Source organism: Micromonospora sp. NPDC049151 (assembly GCF_040648395.1).
GTDB lineage: Bacteria > Actinomycetota > Actinomycetes > Mycobacteriales > Micromonosporaceae > Micromonospora.
In genome coordinates this window covers 59662-77273 of sequence record NZ_JBEZDP010000011.1, presented here as the reverse complement: position 1 = coordinate 77273, position 17612 = coordinate 59662, and the positions used below count along the sequence as shown (strand labels likewise).

The 17612-nt window shown below is 73.2% G+C and carries 21 protein-coding genes; 5 read left to right on the top strand and 16 right to left on the bottom strand.

The genetic code is table 11. The features are described from left to right. Positions 1 to 46 precede the first annotated feature (46 nt). Positions 47 to 1021 (top strand): DUF1152 domain-containing protein, encoded by a 975-nt coding sequence (locus AB0B20_RS15200; protein WP_357471014.1) that lies wholly within the window; start codon positions 47 to 49, stop codon positions 1019 to 1021. A gap of 38 nt (positions 1022 to 1059) precedes the next feature. Continuing rightward, positions 1060 to 1704, top strand: a complete 645-nt coding sequence (locus AB0B20_RS15195; RefSeq protein ID WP_357471011.1) for an alpha/beta hydrolase — start codon at positions 1060 to 1062, stop codon at positions 1702 to 1704. A 99-nt stretch (positions 1705 to 1803) separates the two neighbouring features. Here the strand turns inward: AB0B20_RS15195 and AB0B20_RS15190 are convergent, their stop codons facing one another. After that, entirely contained in the window at positions 1804 to 2571 is a 768-nt protein-coding gene (locus AB0B20_RS15190) for a class I SAM-dependent methyltransferase (protein ID WP_357471008.1), read from the bottom strand. Between the two features lie 125 nt (positions 2572 to 2696). On the opposite strand from AB0B20_RS15190, the gene AB0B20_RS15185 reads away from it, so the two are divergent. Together AB0B20_RS15185 and AB0B20_RS15180 are read left to right on the top strand one after the other, a co-directional pair. Next, a complete protein-coding gene (locus AB0B20_RS15185) occupies positions 2697 to 3161 on the top strand; it encodes a hypothetical protein (RefSeq protein ID WP_357383963.1) in 465 nt (154 codons plus the stop codon). An 85-nt stretch (positions 3162 to 3246) separates the two neighbouring features. Next, positions 3247 to 3786: a hypothetical protein gene (locus tag AB0B20_RS15180; RefSeq protein WP_357383965.1), complete on the top strand. Its 540-nt coding sequence runs from the start codon at positions 3247 to 3249 to the stop codon at positions 3784 to 3786. A gap of 143 nt (positions 3787 to 3929) precedes the next feature. Here AB0B20_RS15180 and AB0B20_RS15175 read toward each other — a convergent pair whose 3' ends face one another. From AB0B20_RS15175 to trxA, 10 genes are all read right to left on the bottom strand, one after another. Next, positions 3930 to 4148: a hypothetical protein gene (locus AB0B20_RS15175; RefSeq protein ID WP_357383967.1), complete on the bottom strand. Its 219-nt coding sequence runs from the start codon at positions 4146 to 4148 to the stop codon at positions 3930 to 3932. 47 nt (positions 4149 to 4195) lie between these two features. Further along, positions 4196 to 5875, bottom strand: coding sequence for a long-chain-fatty-acid--CoA ligase (locus tag AB0B20_RS15170; RefSeq protein WP_357383969.1), 1680 nt, complete (start codon positions 5873 to 5875; stop codon positions 4196 to 4198). A 101-nt stretch (positions 5876 to 5976) separates the two neighbouring features. Further along, entirely contained in the window at positions 5977 to 6156 is a 180-nt protein-coding gene (locus tag AB0B20_RS15165; protein WP_357383971.1) for a hypothetical protein, read from the bottom strand. 73 nt (positions 6157 to 6229) lie between these two features. Then, entirely contained in the window at positions 6230 to 6940 is a 711-nt protein-coding gene (locus AB0B20_RS15160; RefSeq protein ID WP_357383973.1) for a spermidine synthase, read from the bottom strand. 81 nt (positions 6941 to 7021) lie between these two features. Further along, positions 7022 to 7630, bottom strand: a complete 609-nt coding sequence (locus AB0B20_RS15155; RefSeq protein ID WP_357383975.1) for a class I SAM-dependent methyltransferase — start codon at positions 7628 to 7630, stop codon at positions 7022 to 7024. Then, positions 7569 to 8465, bottom strand: a complete 897-nt coding sequence (locus tag AB0B20_RS15150) for a sulfite exporter TauE/SafE family protein (RefSeq protein WP_357471005.1) — start codon at positions 8463 to 8465, stop codon at positions 7569 to 7571. Before AB0B20_RS15150 ends, AB0B20_RS15155 begins: the two co-directional genes overlap by 62 nt. Continuing rightward, on the bottom strand, positions 8462 to 9046 hold the full coding sequence (locus AB0B20_RS15145) for a rhodanese-like domain-containing protein (RefSeq protein WP_357383979.1): 585 nt from the start codon (positions 9044 to 9046) through the stop codon (positions 8462 to 8464). Before AB0B20_RS15145 ends, AB0B20_RS15150 begins: the two co-directional genes overlap by 4 nt. A gap of 85 nt (positions 9047 to 9131) precedes the next feature. Further along, entirely contained in the window at positions 9132 to 10529 is a 1398-nt protein-coding gene (locus tag AB0B20_RS15140; protein WP_357383981.1) for an MBL fold metallo-hydrolase, read from the bottom strand. Positions 10530 to 10702: 173 nt separating this feature from the next. Next, the gene (locus AB0B20_RS15135; protein WP_357383983.1) at positions 10703 to 10972 is read right to left on the bottom strand and encodes a metal-sensitive transcriptional regulator; all 270 of its coding nucleotides are present in this window, start codon (positions 10970 to 10972) and stop codon (positions 10703 to 10705) included. A 56-nt stretch (positions 10973 to 11028) separates the two neighbouring features. Next, a complete protein-coding gene (gene trxA, locus AB0B20_RS15130; protein WP_357471001.1) occupies positions 11029 to 11382 on the bottom strand; it encodes a thioredoxin in 354 nt (117 codons plus the stop codon). 156 nt (positions 11383 to 11538) lie between these two features. Here trxA and eccB point away from each other — a divergent pair, with 156 nt between their 5' ends. Next, on the top strand, positions 11539 to 12951 hold the full coding sequence (gene eccB / locus AB0B20_RS15125; RefSeq protein WP_357383987.1) for a type VII secretion protein EccB: 1413 nt from the start codon (positions 11539 to 11541) through the stop codon (positions 12949 to 12951). 87 nt (positions 12952 to 13038) lie between these two features. Here the strand turns inward: eccB and AB0B20_RS15120 are convergent, their stop codons facing one another. Genes AB0B20_RS15120 through AB0B20_RS15100 form a run of 5 tightly spaced genes read right to left on the bottom strand, consistent with a single transcriptional unit; the run spans position 13039 to position 17515 of the window. Beyond that, a complete protein-coding gene (locus AB0B20_RS15120; protein ID WP_357383989.1) occupies positions 13039 to 13644 on the bottom strand; it encodes a class I SAM-dependent methyltransferase in 606 nt (201 codons plus the stop codon). Positions 13645 to 13676: 32 nt separating this feature from the next. After that, positions 13677 to 14279, bottom strand: coding sequence for a phosphatase PAP2 family protein (locus tag AB0B20_RS15115; RefSeq protein ID WP_357383991.1), 603 nt, complete (start codon positions 14277 to 14279; stop codon positions 13677 to 13679). Between the two features lie 22 nt (positions 14280 to 14301). Continuing rightward, positions 14302 to 15168, bottom strand: coding sequence for a carbohydrate ABC transporter permease (locus tag AB0B20_RS15110; RefSeq protein WP_357470997.1), 867 nt, complete (start codon positions 15166 to 15168; stop codon positions 14302 to 14304). Then, complete coding sequence (locus AB0B20_RS15105) at positions 15168 to 16127, bottom strand: sugar ABC transporter permease (protein ID WP_357383996.1); 960 nt, start codon at positions 16125 to 16127, stop codon at positions 15168 to 15170. The genes AB0B20_RS15110 and AB0B20_RS15105 overlap by 1 nt, the downstream gene beginning before the upstream one ends. Continuing rightward, complete coding sequence (locus AB0B20_RS15100; RefSeq protein WP_357470994.1) at positions 16124 to 17515, bottom strand: extracellular solute-binding protein; 1392 nt, start codon at positions 17513 to 17515, stop codon at positions 16124 to 16126. The genes AB0B20_RS15105 and AB0B20_RS15100 overlap by 4 nt, the downstream gene beginning before the upstream one ends. Between the last annotated feature and the right edge of the window lie 97 nt (positions 17516 to 17612).

The following is a 17612-nucleotide window of genomic DNA, read 5'->3' as shown; positions in this document are numbered from 1 at the left end:
CCGCCTCGGGGCAGCGGCGTGCCACATGAGCGGAGATCATCGTCTGGTGACCGACACCGCCGTGTACACGTTGGCCGTTCCGCCGTTGTTCGCCGCCCTCGAGCCGGCACGCGACATCCTCATCGCCGGTGCCGGCGGCGGCTTCGATGTCTACGCCGGCCTGCCGCTGGCACTCGCGCTGTGGCAGGCCGGCAAGCGGGTGCACCTGGCCGGCTTCTCCTTCTCGGAGCTGGAGCTGCTCGACCGGCAGGTGTGGGTGGCCGAGCACGTCGCGGCGATCCGGCCGGACACCCTCAGCCCGGACTGGTACTTCCCGGAGGGGCACCTGGCCCGCTGGCTGGCGGGCCGGGACCTGCCGTCGACCGTGTACGCCTTCCCGCCGCTGGGCGTGCAGCCGTTGCGTGAGGCGTACCGGCACCTGGTCGACCGGCTCGGCCTCGACGCGATAGTGCTCGTCGACGGCGGCACCGACATCCTGCTGCGCGGCGACGAGAGCGGCCTGGGCACCCCGGTGGAGGACATCACCAGCCTGGCCGCCGTGGCCGGGCTGGACGTGCCGGTCCGGTTGGTGAGCAGCCTCGGCTTCGGCATCGACGCGCACGACGGCGTCAACCACGTCGAGGTGCTGGAGAACCTTGCCGCGCTCGACCGGGAGGGCGGCTACCTCGGCGCGCTGTCCATTCCCGGCTCCAGCCGTGAGGCGGTGCTCTACCGCGAGGCGGTCGCGCAGGCCCAGGCCGCCACCCCGCACCGGCCGAGCATCGTCCAGGGGCAGATCGCCGCCGCCACCGGCGGGGCGTGCGGAGACGTACGGTTCAGCCGGCGCACCGGCGACGGCGACCTGTTCGTCAACCCCCTCATGGCGATCTATTTCTCCGTCGACCTGCCCCGGCTCGCCGCCCGCTGCCTCTACCTCGACCGCATCGAGAACACGATCGGGCGGCGGCAGGTCGTCACCCGCATCGAGGCGTTCCGCGACGAGCTGCGGGCCACCCGGGTGCCCCGGGCGTTTCCGCACTGACGCCACGGCATGTCGTACCGGTGTGGGAGGGTCCGGACATGACGACGTTCGTGCTCATCCACGGTGGCGGTGGCAGCGCGTGGGACTGGCACCTGCTCGTTCCCGAGCTGGCCGCCCGGGGTCACGACGCGGTGGTGCCGGAGCTGCCGATCGGCGACCGGTCGGCGGGGTTCGCCGAGTTCCGCCAGGCGGTGATCGACGCCGTCGGCGAGCGCGACGACCTCGTGGTGGTCGGGCACTCGTACGGCGCGTTCACCGCATCGCTGGTCGCCGACCGGCTGCCGGTGCGGCTGCTGGTCCTGCTCACCCCGATGATCCCTCGACCTGGTGAGAAACCGGGGGACTGGTGGGGCAACACCGGCTACCGCGAGCCGGAAGGGCTCAGCGAGGAGCAACAGTTCTACAACGGCGTGCCCGCCGAGATCGTCGCCGAGGCGCCGGCGCACTCCCGGGAGCAGGTCAGCACGGAGTGGGACGAGCCGTGGCCGCTGGTCGCCTGGCCGGACGTGCCGACGGCGGTGCTGATCGGCCGCGACGACCGGTTCTTCCCCGCCGACTTCCAGCGCCGGGTGGCCGCCGACCGGCTCGGCGTGGTTCCGGACGAGATCGACGGCGGTCACGCGGTGGCGCTCAGCCGTCCCGGCCCGCTCGCCGACCGGCTGATCGCCTACCTGGCGTCCTGACCGTCCGGCCGCCGGGTTCAGGAGGAGGCGCTCCTCGATGACCTCGCGGGCCTGCCGCCGCTGCCCGGGCCGGTCTGGCGACCCTCCTGGCCCGGGTGATCAGGGCTGCGACGTCCGCCGGGCCAGATGGACCGTGACGTCGGCGGTGAGTTCGACCGCGTCCGGCAGGGCGTCCCGGATGCGGCGGAACGCCTGCTCGCGCACCGGTGGTGGCAGTTCGAGATAGGCCGAGACGGTCGACAGGAGACCGACGTAGTCGTCGGCGCTCATCGTGATCCGCCGCGCGATCTCCGACTGGCGCACGTCGGTGAACCACCCGGACGCGCGCAGCTCGGTGCCGGGCCACTGCATGCCGGCCTCCGGTGGCGTCCCGTCCGGCGACGGGATCTCGTCGTCGGCGAGGAACTCGGACCGGGCCGCGGCCACCGCGTCGCGCAGCGCCGGGTCGGCCAGCCGCAGCGGCCCGCCGAACGAGGCGAACACCCCACCCGCCGCGAGCAGCGCGGCGATCCGCTCCCACCGCCGGTCCGGGTCGGTCCAGTGCAGGGCCGCCGCCGCGTACACCAGGTCGTGACGCTCGTCGGCGCGCAACTGCTCGAACGCGGTCTGCCGGACCTTCACCCCGGCCGGGACGTGCCGGCGCAGTTCGGCGAGCATCGCGGGGTCCGGGTCGGTGGCGGTGACCGCGATGCCGCGCCGGGCGATCAGGCGGGTGGCCTTGCCGGTCCCGGCGCCGATCTCCAGGGCGGTCCGGACGGCCCGGTCCGCGTACGCCAGCACCAGGTCGGCGAGCTCCTCGGGGTAGCCGGGCCGGAACCGCTCGTACGCCTGCGCGACGGCTCCGAAACTCAACGCACGACCGGGCATGCCGAGCATCCTCCCACGAGCGTCCGCTCGTGCCGTGTTCTGGCAGGCGGTCCGGACGGGACCACACGAGACGACCACCATTGATAGGCTCCAATCTCGCTTCAGGGCTTACAGAAGGGTCGGTCATGCGGTTCTCACGGGTGGGCGCACGTCTGGTCACTGTCACTACTGCGGTGCTGACGCTGGGGGCGGTGACTGCCGCTCCGGCGGCCGCCGACGCCGGCAGTTGGCGGGCCTACGGCAACACGAACCCGATCACCTCCAGCTCCAGCGCCTGGAGGTGTGGCAACACCCACGCGATCGCCACCGACATGGTCGCCCAGGTCTGCGCGATCCGGTCGGCAGGCGGGGGTGCCGTGCAGGGAGCGGTGATCGTCCGCAACAACCGGTCCAGCCTCGGCCCGGCGGCCGCGTCGGTGTCGCTCTCGAACTACTACCGAGAGAGCCAGGGCTCTTGGACGTGCCCGTCCTCGGGAGTGGCGGCCAATTCCTGGTCCGTGTGTTTCGGGGCGACCATTCCCAGTTTGCCCAGCCTCGCCGCCACCGGCAACTCGCTGGGTGTGGGCCTCGGCAGCAGCGCGTTCGTCTAGGGCTCGCCGAGGTGACGAGATCCGGTGTCCGGTTCGGCGTTCAGCCGGAGCCCGGCCACCAGCACGAGGGACGGACATCATCGCGATGATCAGATACAACCTGAATAACCTGGAAAGGTCTGTTATGCGTTTTTCACGGCTGGGCGTACGTCTGGTTACTGTCATCACTGCCGCGCTGACGCTGGGGGCGGTGACCGCCGCGCCGACCGTGGCTGCCGCGCCCGCCGCGCCCGCCGCTGTCGCTGCCGCCGACGACGGCGCGTGGCGGGCCTACGGCAACACGAATCCGATCACGAGCAGTCCCAGCACCTGGAGCTGTGGCAGCACGGAGACGATCACCACCAACGTGATCGCCCAGGCCTGCGCGATCCGGACGGTGAATGGGGATCGGGTGCAGGGAGCGGTGATCGTCCGCAACAACCGGTCCACCCTCGCCAGCGTGTCCGCCTGGACGACGGTGTACCAGTTCAACGGATCCCTACTGGGTGAGTGGAAGTGCCCGTATTCGGGAGTGGCGGCCAATTCCTGGTCCGTGTGCTTCGGCGTGACCCGCACCTGGTCCAGCTCCGTCTTTGCCGGGGGGGCCGCGCTGGGTCTGGAACTTGGCACCAGCTCGCTCGTCTAGGGCCCCCACAGAATTGCTACCGAAGCTGAGCTCCGAGCGGTAACGAGGTCTCCGGTGTCCGGTTCGGCGATCGCAGCGGAACCCGGATGCCGGAGACCTCACCCTCGCCGCCTGCGTCGGCGCGGCGGTAGAGGTGCGGGGCGTCAGCGCGCGGCGCGCGGCACGGAGCCCGTCCGCCGGTCGCCGCCGGAGCGCTTGAGCAGTAACACGCCGCCGCCGATGAACACGAGGCTGAGCACGATCCCGACCAGGTTGCCCTGGGCGAGCGTGGAGAAGATGCCGAGCAGGCCCAGGATGACGGCCACGCCGCCGACCAGACGCATGAGGTAACGACCGACTGACTTGCCCCGTGAATCCACCATGGACGCTCGTCTACCCCTGCCGCGCCGCCGCGAAACGGGCGGCCGGGTCAGCGGTCGGCGAGCAGCCGTTCGCGGACCTCGCGGCGCAGGATCTTGCCGATCTGGGAGTACGGCAGCTCGTCGACGATCACGACGCGGCGGGGCACCTTGTAGCCGGCCAGGTGGGTGCGGCACGAGGTGCGGATCGCCTCCGGCGTGGCGGCCACCGCCGGGTCGACCACCACCGCGGCGACGACCTCCTCGCCGTCGTCGGTGGGCATCCCCACGGCGGCGGCCTCCCGTACGCCGGGGACGCGACGCAGCGCCTCCTCCACCTCGGACGGGTAGACGTTGAAGCCGCCGGTGATGATCAGCTCTTTGATCCGGTCGACCACCGTCACGAAGCCGTCGGCGTCCATGGTGACGATGTCGCCGGTCCGCATCCAGCCGCCGGGCAGCAGCACCTTCGCCGTCTCCTCCGGCCGGTGCCAGTAGCCGGAGAACACCTGCGGGCCGCGTACCAGCAGCTCGCCGGCCTCGCCCGGGGCGCGGTCGCGGGACGGGTCCTCCGGGTCGACGATGCGCACGTCGGTGGAGGGGAACGGCACCCCGACGGTGCCGGGACGGCGGGTCGGGGCGACCGGGTTGCCGACGGTGATCGGGGACGTCTCGGTCATCCCGTACCCCTCGACAAGCAGCCCGCCGGTCACCTGCTCCCACAGCTCCACTGTGGCCGGGGGCAGCGACATCGCGCCGGAGATCGCGTACCGGATGGAGGTGAGGTCGACGCCGCGCTCCCGGGCGGCGGTGGCCAGCTTCGCGTAGACCGGCGGCACCGCGGGCAGGAACGTCGGCGGTTGGCGCCGGACCGCGTCCAGCACCTGGTCGGCGTCGAAGCGGGGGAACAGCACCAGGGTGGCCCCGATGCTCACCGCGAAGGTGAGACAGAGCGTGAGCCCGTAGGCGTGGAACAGCGGCAGCACCGCGTACACCGTCTCCGCGCCGTCGCGCAGGCCCGGCACCCAGGCGCGGCCCTGCGCGGCGTTGGCGCGCAGGTTGCGGTGGGTCAGCACCGCGCCCTTGGGCTCGCCGGTGGTGCCACCTGTGTACTGGAGCAGCGCCACGTCGCCGGCCTCCGGCGCGGGATGTCCGGCGGGCAGCGGCCCGGCGGCGGCGACCAGCTCCGACCAGGGCAGCGCGCCGGGCGCGGGGGCGGTCATCGCGGCGCGGGCGGCGCGGACCTTCGGCAGCGGCGCCCGCAGCGCCCACCGCTTGAGCCGCGGCAGCGCCGCGGTGAGGTCGACCGACACCACGGTACGCACGGCGCCGCGTCCCGCCACCAGCGGCGCGACCTTGTCCCACGCGATCGCGACGGCGGCGCCGTGGTCGGTGAGCTGCCGGTCCAGTTCGTCGGCGGTGTAGAGCGGGTTGTGCTCGACGACGACCGCGCCGAGACGCAGCACGGCGTAGAAGGCCACCACGTGCTGCGGGCAGTTCGGCAACACCAGCGCGACCCGGTCGCCGGGCCCGACGCCGAGCCGGCGCAGCGCCTCGGCGGCGTGGGACACCTGGTCGGCCAGCTCGGTGAACGTGGTGGTGGCGCCGTAGAAGTCGAGCGCGACCCGGGGCCCGAACCGCCCGGCCGCCTCGGTGAGCAGGTCGACGAGCGAGCCGCCGGGCTCGGCGATGTCGGCCGGGACGCCGGGTGCGTAGCTACGGGTCCAGGGTCGCTGGGCGGTCGCGTCCATCGCCGTTACTCCTCGTCGCGCGGATGACGCCCCCAGCCTAACGTGACCGCCGGGTAACCTACGCTCACGTAGGTTGCCGCGTCGGTCACACCCGCCGCAGGTCAGCGGCGGCCGGTCGAGTGCTGGTGCATCGCCCGCCGGCCCTTGACGATCCCGACGACGATCACCGCGGCGAGCGCGATCACGCCGATGATGACGAACCAGCGGACCGCCTCCAGCAGCAGCCCGAGCAGGATGATCACACCGGCGGCCACGCCGACCACCCAGAGTAACGCGCGCATGTCCCAGCCTCCCGTCGTACGGTCGGCCAGGCGCTTTCCCGCTGGACGGGCGGGCATGCCGCCGCCGGGTGGATCAGTGCCGGGCCACGTACACGGTGTTCGCCGCCTCCCGGCCCTGCAACGGGTTCGGGAACCGGACGACGTGCGCCACCGAGGTCGGGAACACCTCGGTCAGCGTGCGCTGGAACGCCGGGTCCGGCGGGTCGTTCGACCACAGCGCGAAGACGCCCTCCGGGTGCAGCAGCGCGGCCAGCCGGCGCAGCCCGTCGACCGTGTAGAAGGCGGCATGGCTGGGGTGCAGCACCTGTCGGGGGGAGTGGTCCACGTCCAGCAGCACCGCGTGGAAGCGGCGCCCGGGCTCGTCGCTGTCGAAACCGCCGCCGGCGACCGCGGCGAAGAAGTCGGCCCGGACGAAGCGGGTACGCGGGTCGGTGGCCAGCCCGGCCGCGAACGGCAGCAGATCCCGCCGGTGCCAGTCGATCACGTCCTCGATCGCCTCGACCACCAGCAGCGACCGCACCCGGGGATCCTCCAGCGCGGTACGCGCGGTGTAGCCGAGCCCGAGCCCGCCGACCACCACGTCCAGCGCGTCACCGGTCAGCGGGGCCAGCCCGAGCCGGGCCAGCTCGATCTCCGCGACCGGGAAGGCGCTGGACATGAGGTACTCGTCGTCGAGCTTCACCTCGTACACGTCGGATTCCAGCGCCGGGTCGCGGCGCCGCCGCAGGCTGATCTCGCCGATCGGCGTCTCCCGCCAGGCCAGTTCCTCGAAACGCGCGCCCACCCGTGTCCTCTCCGCCGATCCGTCCCCGGGATGCTACCGGCCGGTCCCGGCCCGGCCCGGCGGAACGGCGGCGGCCGGCGGTCAGCCGGCCGGACGGGTGGCCACCACGACGGTGTCCAGCGCGTCGACGGTGCCGCCGTCGGTGGCCGGGACCGGCCGGCGAGCCGTCTCGGCCCGCCGCACGCGCAGCCCGGCCAGCCCGTCGACCACCGCCTCCGGCGTGAGCAGGATGGCCGGGTCCTGCGGGCCGCCGACGCCTCCGGAGAGGTTGGCCAGGTCGTGCCCGACCACCACGAGTGTGCCGCCGGGGCGCAGCGCGGACTTCGCCGCGGCGAGCACCCCGGCGAACTCGGGGGCGGGCAGGTGTAGGTAGCTGATCAGCACCAGGTCGTAGCTGTTCGGCACCGGCCGGTACGCGGTCACGTCCGCGACCCGCCAGTCGACTGTGACGCCCCGCGCGGCGGCCAGTTCCCGGCCCCGGTCGACGGCCACCGCGGAGAAGTCCACGGCGTTCACCCGCCAGCCCTGGCCGGCCAGCCAGACCGCGTTGCGGCCCTCGCCGGCGGCGATGTCCAGTGCTGAGCCGGGGGTCAGGCCGGCGACCGACTCGACCACGAATCGGTTGGGCTCAGCGCTCCACACCAGTCCGGGCGTGTCGGCGTACCGGCTGTCCCAGGCGCTGCTGTCCACTGTGTCCCCTCCTTCGGCGGCCCCACACCGCCATGGTGACCGTACCGGCCACGGCGAGCGCTCCCACGGCGAGTCCCCACACCGGCGGCAGCTGCTGGGCGAGCACGAACACGCCCATCACCACGACGAACCAGCCGAATCCCCGGCGCAGCAGATCGGCCGGGATCCGGGCGGTGAGCCGGCCGCCGAGCAGGCTGCCGACGACGGCCGCGGCGGTGACCCCGGCGGCCAGCCCCCAGTGGATCTGCACGCTGGACAGGTAGCCGGCCAGACCGGCGAACGACTTCATCGCGATGACGACAAGCGAGGTGCCGACCGCGACCGGCATCGGCAGGCCGCCCAGCAGGGCCAGTGCGGGCACGACCAGGAAGCCGCCGCCCGCGCCGACCAGGCCGGTGACCAGGCCGACGACCACGCCGTCCCCGACCACCCGCAGCATCGGCAGCTCGTGCGGCACCGGCCGGCCCTCGGCGGACCGGCGGCCCCGGATCATCGCGACAGCGGTGGCGAGCATCATCAGGGCGAACCCGGTGAGCAGCAGACCGGCCGGGACGAACTCGGCCAGCCGGCCGCCCGCGTACGCGCCGGTCATGCCGGCCACGCCGAAGATGAGCCCGGTACGCCAGCGGACCCGGTTCGCAAGCGCGTGCGGCAGCACCGCGACGGCGCTGGTCACGCCGACGACGAGCAGCGAGGTGGCGATCGCCTCCTTGGCGGGCAGGTCGGCGACGTAGACCAGCAGCGGCACGGCGAGGATCGACCCGCCACCGCCGAGCAGGCCCAGCGTCACGCCGATCAGCACCGCACCGGCCAGCGTCAGCGCGAGCGTGGTCACCTGCGGTCCCCGTCGCGCAGCTGCCCCACGATGGTGTCCAGGTCGCAGCTCGCGCCGCGGTTGTACGGCAGCTTGCTCAGCATCATGCCCATGGCGCAGGTGTTCGTGAGCGCGGCGAACGTGAGGCCCGCGCCGATGAACGCGGCGACCCACTTCAGGCCCGGCACGAACACCGACCCGAGGATCGCGGCGAGCACGATCGAGCCGGCGACGAGGCGTACCTGGCGCTCCAGGTCCCAGCGGGCCTTGCCCTGGTTGACCTGCGCGCCGGTGGCCTGCCAGGCCAGCATGCCGCCGTCGAGCACCTTGAGGTTGGGCAGGCCGACGGTGGCCAGCGCCTGCCCGGCCTGGCCGGCCCGGGCGCCGGAGCGGCAGATCAGCACCACGTCCTCGTCCAGGTGGCCGCGCAGCTCCGCGCGGTGCTCCCGGAGCAGGTCCAGCGGCACGTTGTACGCGCCGGGGATGTGCGCGGCCTCGAACTCGCCGGGCATGCGCACGTCGAGCATCCGGGGCGCGCGGCCGGCGGCGATCAGCTCACGCAGGCCGGTCGCGTCGATGGTGGTGGGGGTGGTCGTGGTCATGCGGTTTCTCCTTCACGGGGTGTTCTCGGGCAGCGTCCAGCGCCGGCCGGCGTGGGGACACGCCGGCCGGGCGCCAGGGGAGAGGTCAGGCGGTGGGTGCCATCCGTACGCCGGCCGCCTCGGCCCGGCCGTACGAGTCGTCGATCAGCACCACGTCCCGGCCGGCGTTGGCGAGCAGGGACGCGGCGGCGGTGGCCCGGTAGCCGGAGCCGCAGTGCACCCAGATCGTCCCGGCGGGGATGTCGGCGAGCCGCTTCGGCACGTCGGGCAGCGGCACGTGCACCGCGCCGTCGATGTGCCCGGCCTTCCACTCGTTCGTCATCCGCACGTCGAGGACGACCTGCGGCTCGGGCAGCCCGGCCGGCGTCTTGCCGGCCTGCGCGGCGGCGAGCGCCGGGAAGTCGGCAACCGCCATCTCCCGCAGCTGCGACGGGTCGCTCGTCCACTGCTCGGGCTCGCCGGTGGCCTGGGCGGCCGGGCGGTCGATGCCGATGCGGACCAGTTCCCGCTGGGCGTCGGCGACCTGCTCCGGGGTCTGCGCCAGGAACGTGATCGGCACGCCCCAGTCGATCAGCCAGCCGAGCCAGGTCGACATCGGCCCGTCCAGGCCGAGGCTGACGGTGCCGGCCAGGTGCGAGGTCGCGTACGCCTTGCGGTGTCGCAGGTCGACCACCCACTCGCCGGCGGCGATGCGGCGGCGCAGCTCGTCGGCGTCGGCGCGGGCCACCGGCGTGAGGTCGACCGGGGCGGGACCGGCGGCGTTGGCGACGCCCATGTGGGCGTAGTACGCCGGGTAGGCGTCCAGCCCGGCCAGCGTCTCGGTGACGAACTGGTCGGCGGCGAGCCGCAGCACCGGGTTGGCCTGCTTCTCCCGGCCGATCGTCGACTCGGGGGCGTCGGCCTGGCTGGCCGAGCAGAAGCTGCCGAAGCCGTGGGTGGGCCAGACCTGCGCGCCGTCGGGCAGCAGGTCGGCGAGCTTGCGCGCCGAGGCGTACTGGTGGTGCGCCAGCTCGTGCGCGTACTGCTTGCCGAGCAGGTCGGTACGGCCGGTGGTGCCGAACAGCAGCGACCCGCCGGTGAACACGCCGACCGGCGTCCAGCCGCCGTCGTGCGCGTCGAGCACGTACGACAGGTGGTGGAACGTGTGGCCCGGGGTGCCGAGCACTCGCAGGCGCATCGTGTCCGACACCGGCACGGTGTCGCCGTCGGAGACCGCGGTCCGGTCGAACTCGACGGTGTCGGCGGCGGCCACCAGGTACTGCGCGCCGGTGATCCGGGCCAGTTCCAGGCCGCCGGAGACGTAGTCGTTGTGGATGTGCGTCTCGACCACGTGGGTGATCCGTACGCCCTTGGCGCCGGCCAGGTACAGGATGCGGTCGATGTCGCGCTGCGGGTCGACCACGATCGCCACCCGGCCGTCGGAGGCCAGGTAGCTGCGGTCGCCGAGCGAGGAGGTCGCGATGACGGACACGTCGAGAGTCATGCCGTTTCCTCTCTTTAGCCTATATACCCCGGGGGGTATGTGGGTTGCAGTCTGCGGCCTGGGATCTCCAGGCATGTGGTTACCCGCCCGCGTCGTCGTCACACGGCGCGGACGGGATTCAGCCGGTCAGGCGGGCGCCGTCGGGCCGGGTGAGAGCGTCGGGTCGGGGTGTGTCAGGCCAGGGACATGAAGAGCTTCTCCAGCTCCTCCTCGGTCATCTCCGGCTCCTCGCCCGCCTGGCGGGCGGCGTCGCAGTAGCGCATGCCGGAGGCGATGATCTTGAAGCCGGCCCGGTCGATGGCCTTGGAGACCGCGGCGAGCTGGGTCAGCGCGGCGCGGCAGTCCTCGCCGTTCTCCATCATCTCGATGACGGCGTTGAGCTGCCCCCGGGCCCGCTTGAGCCGGGTCAGCGCCTCGCCTGTCATCTCCGGTCGAAGATTCACGTCGTACCTCCTGCGCTCGAAGATACCCCAGGGGGTACCCGTGCCGCCACCCCGGATCAGGCTGCGGCCTGTGCCCGGACCTCGTCCATGTCCAGGGCGCGGACGGCCCGGATCAGCTCCTCCAGCCCGGCCGTCGGCAGTGCGCCCGGCTGGGCGAAGACCAGTACGCCGTCCCGGAACGCCATCAGCGTCGGGATCGACCGGATCTGGGCGGCGGCCGCCAGGGTCGGCTCGGCCTCGGTGTCGACCTTGCCGAAGACGATGTCCGGGTGCTGCTCGCTGGCCTTCTCGTAGACCGGGGCGAACGCCCGGCACGGGCCGCACCAGCCGGCCCAGAAGTCGACAAGCACGATGCCGTCCCGGTTGACGGTCTCCGCGAAGTCGGTGGTGGTCAACGCCACGCTGGCCATCAGTACCTCCGTTGGTTCGGTTCCGCCATGTGTAACACACCCCCGGGGGTATCCATTCCGCGGTGGCGACGCGATCCGGGTGTCGACACGCAGGGTCGCCGGGACATCGACGGAGCGCTTATCCTGTGCGCCGGCGATCCCGGCGGAAGGGACACGATGGCGTCGCGGCAGGACCAGCTCCACTCGTACCAGTTCACCGTCCAGCGGGCGGTCGCCGCGCTCGTGATGCGGGAGACGGACCCGCCGCGGTCACCGTTCCGCCGCTTGGCCGGCGCGGGTCTGGCCAGCATGCTGGTCGCGGCGATCGCGCTCGGCGGTACGGCGCTCTACGGCCTGTTCACCGGCGGCGGGGACTCCTGGCGCGAGACCGGCGCGGTGATCGTGGAGAAGGAGTCGGGGGCGCGGTTCGTCTACCGCGACGACAGGCTGCACCCGGTGCTCAACTACGCCTCCGCGCTGCTGATCATCGGGGCGGAACGGCCGAGGACGGTGCTGGTCGGCCGCCGCGCCATCGACGGCGTGCCGCGCGGCCTGCCACTCGGCATCGCCGACGCGCCGGACTCGCTGCCCGCCCCGGACCGGCTGGTCCGCGACGCCTGGACGCTCTGCTCGGTCACCGGCGACGAGGCCGGACGCGGGGAGGCCGGGCGTCCGGCGGCGGGGCGCGGCGAGGCCCGCTCGGTGCTGCTCATCGGGCGGGCGGCCACCGGCGGCCGGGCGCTCGGCGACCAGGGTCTGCTCGTCCGGCACCCGGACGGCGGCCTGCACCTGCTCTGGCACGACCGGCGCTACCTGCTGCGCGACACCGACCGGGTGCTGGCCGCGCTGGCCGCCACCCGGGAGCGCGCGGTGCCGATCGCGGCGGCGCTGCTGAACACGCTGCCGGCCGGCGCCGACCTGGCCCCGCCGCCGGTGGGTGAGCTGGGCGCGCCCTCCGAGCGGGTCACTGGCGCGACCGTGGGCGACGTCTACCTGGTGCGCAACTCCGGCGGCGGGCGGCAGTACGCGGTGGCCCAGCGCGGCGGCCTGGCCGGCATCACCGAGTTGCAGGCGGCGCTGCTGCTGGCCCGCACCGGCCAGGGTGAGCCGGAACCGATCACGCTCGGCCGGTTCGCGGCGTTGCCGAAACTGCCCGGCCTGGTCCCCGGCGGGCCGACCGCGCCGCCCGCGGTGCCGCCCGGGCTGGCCGCCGCCGAGGGGGGTGCGCTCTGCGCGCGGGCCGGCGACGACACCGGCGTACGCGAGATCCGTCTCGGCGTCACGGTGCCGGACCCGGCCGCCGCCGCTCGGCCGCCCGGCGGACGGGCCGGACCGGCCGACGAGGTGGTGGTGGAGCCGGGACGCGGCGCGCTGGTGGAGGCGGCCGCCTCACCGGGCGCGACGGGCGGCGCGATCTGCGTGGTCACCGACCTGGGCCGGCGGTACGCGCTGACCGGCGCGGACGTGCCGGCCATGCTCGGGTACGCGAACGTGCGCCCGGTGCGCCTGCCGGCGGGCATGGTGGACCTGCTGCCGGCGGGCAGCCCGCTGGATCCGGAGGCCGCCCGCACGGTGGCCGCGCCCGCCTGACCGGCCGGGCGGCGACGAGCGACCGCGAACGGCCGGGATAGTGCCCGCCACGGCGCGCGGCGGGGCCGGGAGGCGCTGGGGAGCGGGTCAGCCGGCGGGGCGGCGCAGCACCGTCACCGCGAAGCCGGCGTCGTCCCGCCAGGGCCGCAGGTCCCAGGTGGCGAAGCGGTGCTCGGGGCGCAGCCCGGCGGCCACCGCGTCGGCGTCGAGGTCGGCCACCGGGTAGCCGCGGTCGGTGGCGAAGCCGACCACCACCAGTCCGTCCGGGCGCACGTGCGCGGCGACGCGCCCCAGCACGTCCCGTTCGGTGCCCGGGGCGACGAACACCATCACGTTGCCGGCCAGCACCGCGGCGTCGAACGGCTCGGCCTCGCCCTGGGCGGCCAGGTCCAGCTCGGCCAGGTCGGCGACCAGGAAGCGGGGACCGGGGTGGTCGGCGCGGGCCGCCTCGACGAGCGTCGGGTCGGCGTCCACGCCCACCACGTCGTGCCCGCGCGCGGCGAGTGCGGCGGCGACCCGGCCGGTGCCGCAGCCGGCGTCCAGGACGCGGCCGCCGGGCGGCACGAGCGCGTCCAGCAGCCGCGCCTCACCGGTCAGGTCGGCGCCCTCGGCGGCGAGTTGGCGGAACCGGTCCACGTACCACTGCGAGTGGCCGGGATCCGTGTCTGTCACCCAGCGGGTCGGCTTGCCCATGAGGCCACCGTAGCTGATCTTGCGGCGGCGGGTCAGGCGAGCGCCAGGAACGTGCCGGCGGCGAGCGGCCCGCCCAGCGCGACGCCGGCCAGCACCTGCGGCCAGGTGTGGTCGGCCAGCCGTACCCGGGACCAGCCGACGGCCGCGACGAGGGCCCAGCCGAGGTTCGCGGCCGGGCCGGCCAGCGGCACCAGCACGGCGACGGTGGCGGCGGCGACCGCCGCGTGGATGCTCAGCTTCCACCAGTGGTTCACCAGCGCGCAGGCCGCGCCGACCACGAAGACCACCACGATCACGGCGAACAGTTCGGCCGGCGCGCGAACCGCTGCCAGCAGCAGCAAACCGGCCGCCACCGAGGCCAGCCCGATCGACAGCGGCCGGGCCCGCTGTGTGCGGTCGCCGACGTGCCGGTCGGTGAGGCGCCCCCGGCGTACGCCGTGCACGAGCACGCCGATCGGAATGACGGCGCAGAACGTCAGCGCGATGCCGCCCCAGAGCAGGAACTGGCCCGCCGAGTGGCTGACGCGGGCGGCGGCGATCAGCGGCAGCGCCGTGACCAGGACGGTCGGGGCGAGCGCCTCGGTGAGCAGCCGGGCCGCCCGCGCGCCGGCCCGGCGCTCCCCTGATGCTCGCACCCGATCATCCTGGCACGGACGCTCAGCCCTTCTCGGCCCCGCTGGTGAGCCCCTCGGTGAGCATCCGTTCCCCGGCGAAGAACAGCACCACGATCGGCAGGGTGAGGATGACCGAGCCGGCCATCAGCACGGTCTTCGGCACCTCCACCCCGTCGGCCAGCAGCGACAGGCCCAGCGACACGGTCCACCGGTCCGGCCGGTCGACCATGAACAGCAGCGCGAACAGGTACTCGTTCCAGGCGATCATGAAGTCGTACAGCGCGACGGCCATCACCGACGGCGCGGCCAGCGGCAGGCTGACCCGGCGGATGATGCCGAGCCGGCCCGCGCCGTCGATCGCCGCCGACTCCTCCAGGCTGATGGGGATCGTCTCGAAGTAGTTCTTCAGCATGTAGACCGACACCGGCAGCGTCTGCGAGATGTAGACGAGCACCAGGCCGGTCAGCGACCCGCGCAGCCCGGCCCGGGTGAAGACCACGAACAGCGGGATCGCGATGACGATGGACGGGAACAGGTAGACCGCCAGGAACAGCGCGCTGACCTGCCGGCGGCCGAAGAACCGCAGGCGGGACACCGCGTACGCGCCGGGAATGGCGATCACCAGGGTGAGCGCGGTGGCGGCCAGCGCCACCAGGCCGCTGTTGCGGATGAACGTGAGGAAGCCCTGGCCGCCGTCGGAGACGGACTTCAGCACCTCGGCGTACGTGGCGACGGTCAGCTCACCGAACGGCACCCAGAGCGAGCCGGGTTCGAGCAGCAGGCGTTCGATCGGGCGTACCGACAGCACCAGCATGTACCAGAACGGCAGGAGCGTGACCACCAGGAACCCGGCGATCACCAGCCGGCGCAGCCAGCGCAGGCTCACCGTCTCGATCCGGTCCCGGTCCATCACGCCTCCCGTCGCGCGCCGAAGAAGCGCAGGTAGATCGCCACGAACACGAGCAGCACCACGGCGAGCACGACGGCCTGGGCGGCGGCCGCGCCGATGTCGGTGCGGGCGGTGAGGAACTGGTAGACGCGGACGCTCACCACCTCGGTGCCCGCCGCGCCGCCGGTGAGCAGGTAGACGTCGTCGAACTTGTTGAACGTCATGATGAACCGCAGGACGCCGATCAGCGCGATCACCGGCATGAGCTGCGGCAGCAGGATGTGCCGGAACCGCTGGGTGGGCGTGGCCCCGTCGACCCGGGCGGCCTCCTCCAGCTCGCCCGGTACCGCCTGGAGCCGGGCCAGCAGGAACAGGAACGCGAACGGGAAGTAGCGCCACGCCTCGAACGCGATCACCGTCCACAGCGCGGTGGACTCCTGGGACAGGAACGGCACCGGCTGATCCCAGCCGAGGAAGCGCCGCCCCCAGTCGTTGACGATGCCGAGCTGGGGGTCGAGCATCACCTGCCAGACGAACGTCATGGCGACCACCGGCGCCACGTACGGCAGCAGCATCGACGCGCGGACGAGGGTGCGGCCCCGGAACGGCCCGCGTACGGCCAGCGCCGCCACCAGGCCGACCACTATCGAGCCGGCGGTGCCGCCGACGCTGTAGAGCACAGTGGTCCAGAGCGTGTCGGCGAACCCGGGCGTGTGCAGCACCCGGTCGATGTTGTCCAGCGTCAGCTCGCCGAACAGGCCGGTCTTGCGCAGTGTGGCCAGGCGTACCCGCTGGAAGGCCAGCACCACCGTCCAGACGATGGGTATGCCGATCACCGCGAGCACGACGAGCAGGGTCGGGGCGACCAGCGCGAGCCCGGCGCGGGACTCGCGGCGGCGTAGCGTCAGCGGGCGTCGGCCGGGTCGGCGGGGTCGCTCCGGTGCGGGGGAGCGGCCGGCCTCCGGCGCGGTGGTGGTCAATTGACGCCCTTGGCTATCGCCTCGACGTCCTTGCGGGCGCGTTCGGCGGCGGCGCGGGCGTCGGACTTGCCGCCGACGACGTCGGCGAGCGCCTTGGGTACGGGCAGCTCACCGAGGATGGCGCCGACCAGCTTGCCCTGGTTCTCGGTCAGGCCCCAGCGCTGGAACGTGTCGGGGCTGCGCCGCAGCGTGGCGAGCACGTCCTCGCCGTACACCTCGGACAGCGGCTTCTTGGTGTCCACCCCGGCCGGGCTGGTGTTCCAGGCGGTCCGGAACTTCTGCTTGTCCTCTCGCGTGCCGGTGCGCACCGGGAAGCGCCCCTCGGGGGACATGCCGAACCAGCGCGGGTAGCCGTCGGAGAGCATGTACTCCACGAACGACTTCGCCGGGTCGGCCGCGCCGTCGAGCACCGACCAGGAGCTGACCTCGCCGTACTGGGCCGGCTCGGTGCCGTTCGGGCCCTTGATCGCGGTGACGAACCCGCTGTTGCGCGCCAGCCACGCCGGGTCGGACTGGCACTGCGGGCAGGTGGGACGGGCGTCGGCGCGCAGCCCGGCCAGCTCGTCGAGGATGAACGGCGACCAGATCAGCATTGCCGCCTTGCCGGCGAAGTAGGTGGCCCGGGTGGTATCGACGTCCTGGGCGCCCTTCACCGAGTGGTTGCGCATCAGGTCGCCGTAGAAGCGGAACGCCTCGACGCACTCGGGGGAGTCGAGCGTGACAGTGCCGGAGTCGTCGGTCAGCCGGCAGTTGTTCGCCAGCGCCAGGTGCTCGAACGTCTGCTGGGTGAACACGTCGCCGGGGGCGGTGGCCGCGGTGATGCCGGCGACGCCGCCGGTGTTCAGCTTCGCCGCCGCGGCGGCGATCTTCTCGTACGTGTCGGGCGCCGGCAGGCCGGCGGCGGCGAACAGGTCCTTGCGGTAGACGAGCAGCTGGCCCCACCCGTCGCTCGGTACGGCGAGCTGCTTGCCGCCGTCGCCGGTGAGTTCCAGCGCGCGGGGCGTGAACGTGTCCCGGCCGAGCCGGTCGATCACCGCGCCGTTGGCGTCGGCGTCGACCAGTTCGTTCGCGGACAGCGTGCGCACCCCGGCCAGGGAGACCGAGCCGACCACGTCGGGCAGGTCGCCGGCGGCGGCGCTGGAGGCGATCAGGGCCGGGAACTGGTCCTCGTTGACGGTGACCAGGTTGACCTTGACGCCGGTCTTGGCGGTGTAGTCGGCGATGATCGCCTTGGTGGCGTTCACGCGGTCCGCCACGTCTTCCAGGCTCCAGACGGTGATCTGCGAACTGTCGGATTTCTGCCCGTCGTCGCTGCATGCGGCCACGCCGGTCCCGGCCAGTGCCAGGATCAGGCTGATTGCGAGCCGCCGCGTGGAGGGTGATGACATCGGTGGCACTCCTCTCGAAAGAGCACGGCCTGCCGCTAATACCCATCGATTCCTCAATCTAATCACATATGCCCATTTCTTAGGTTAGAATCGGGGC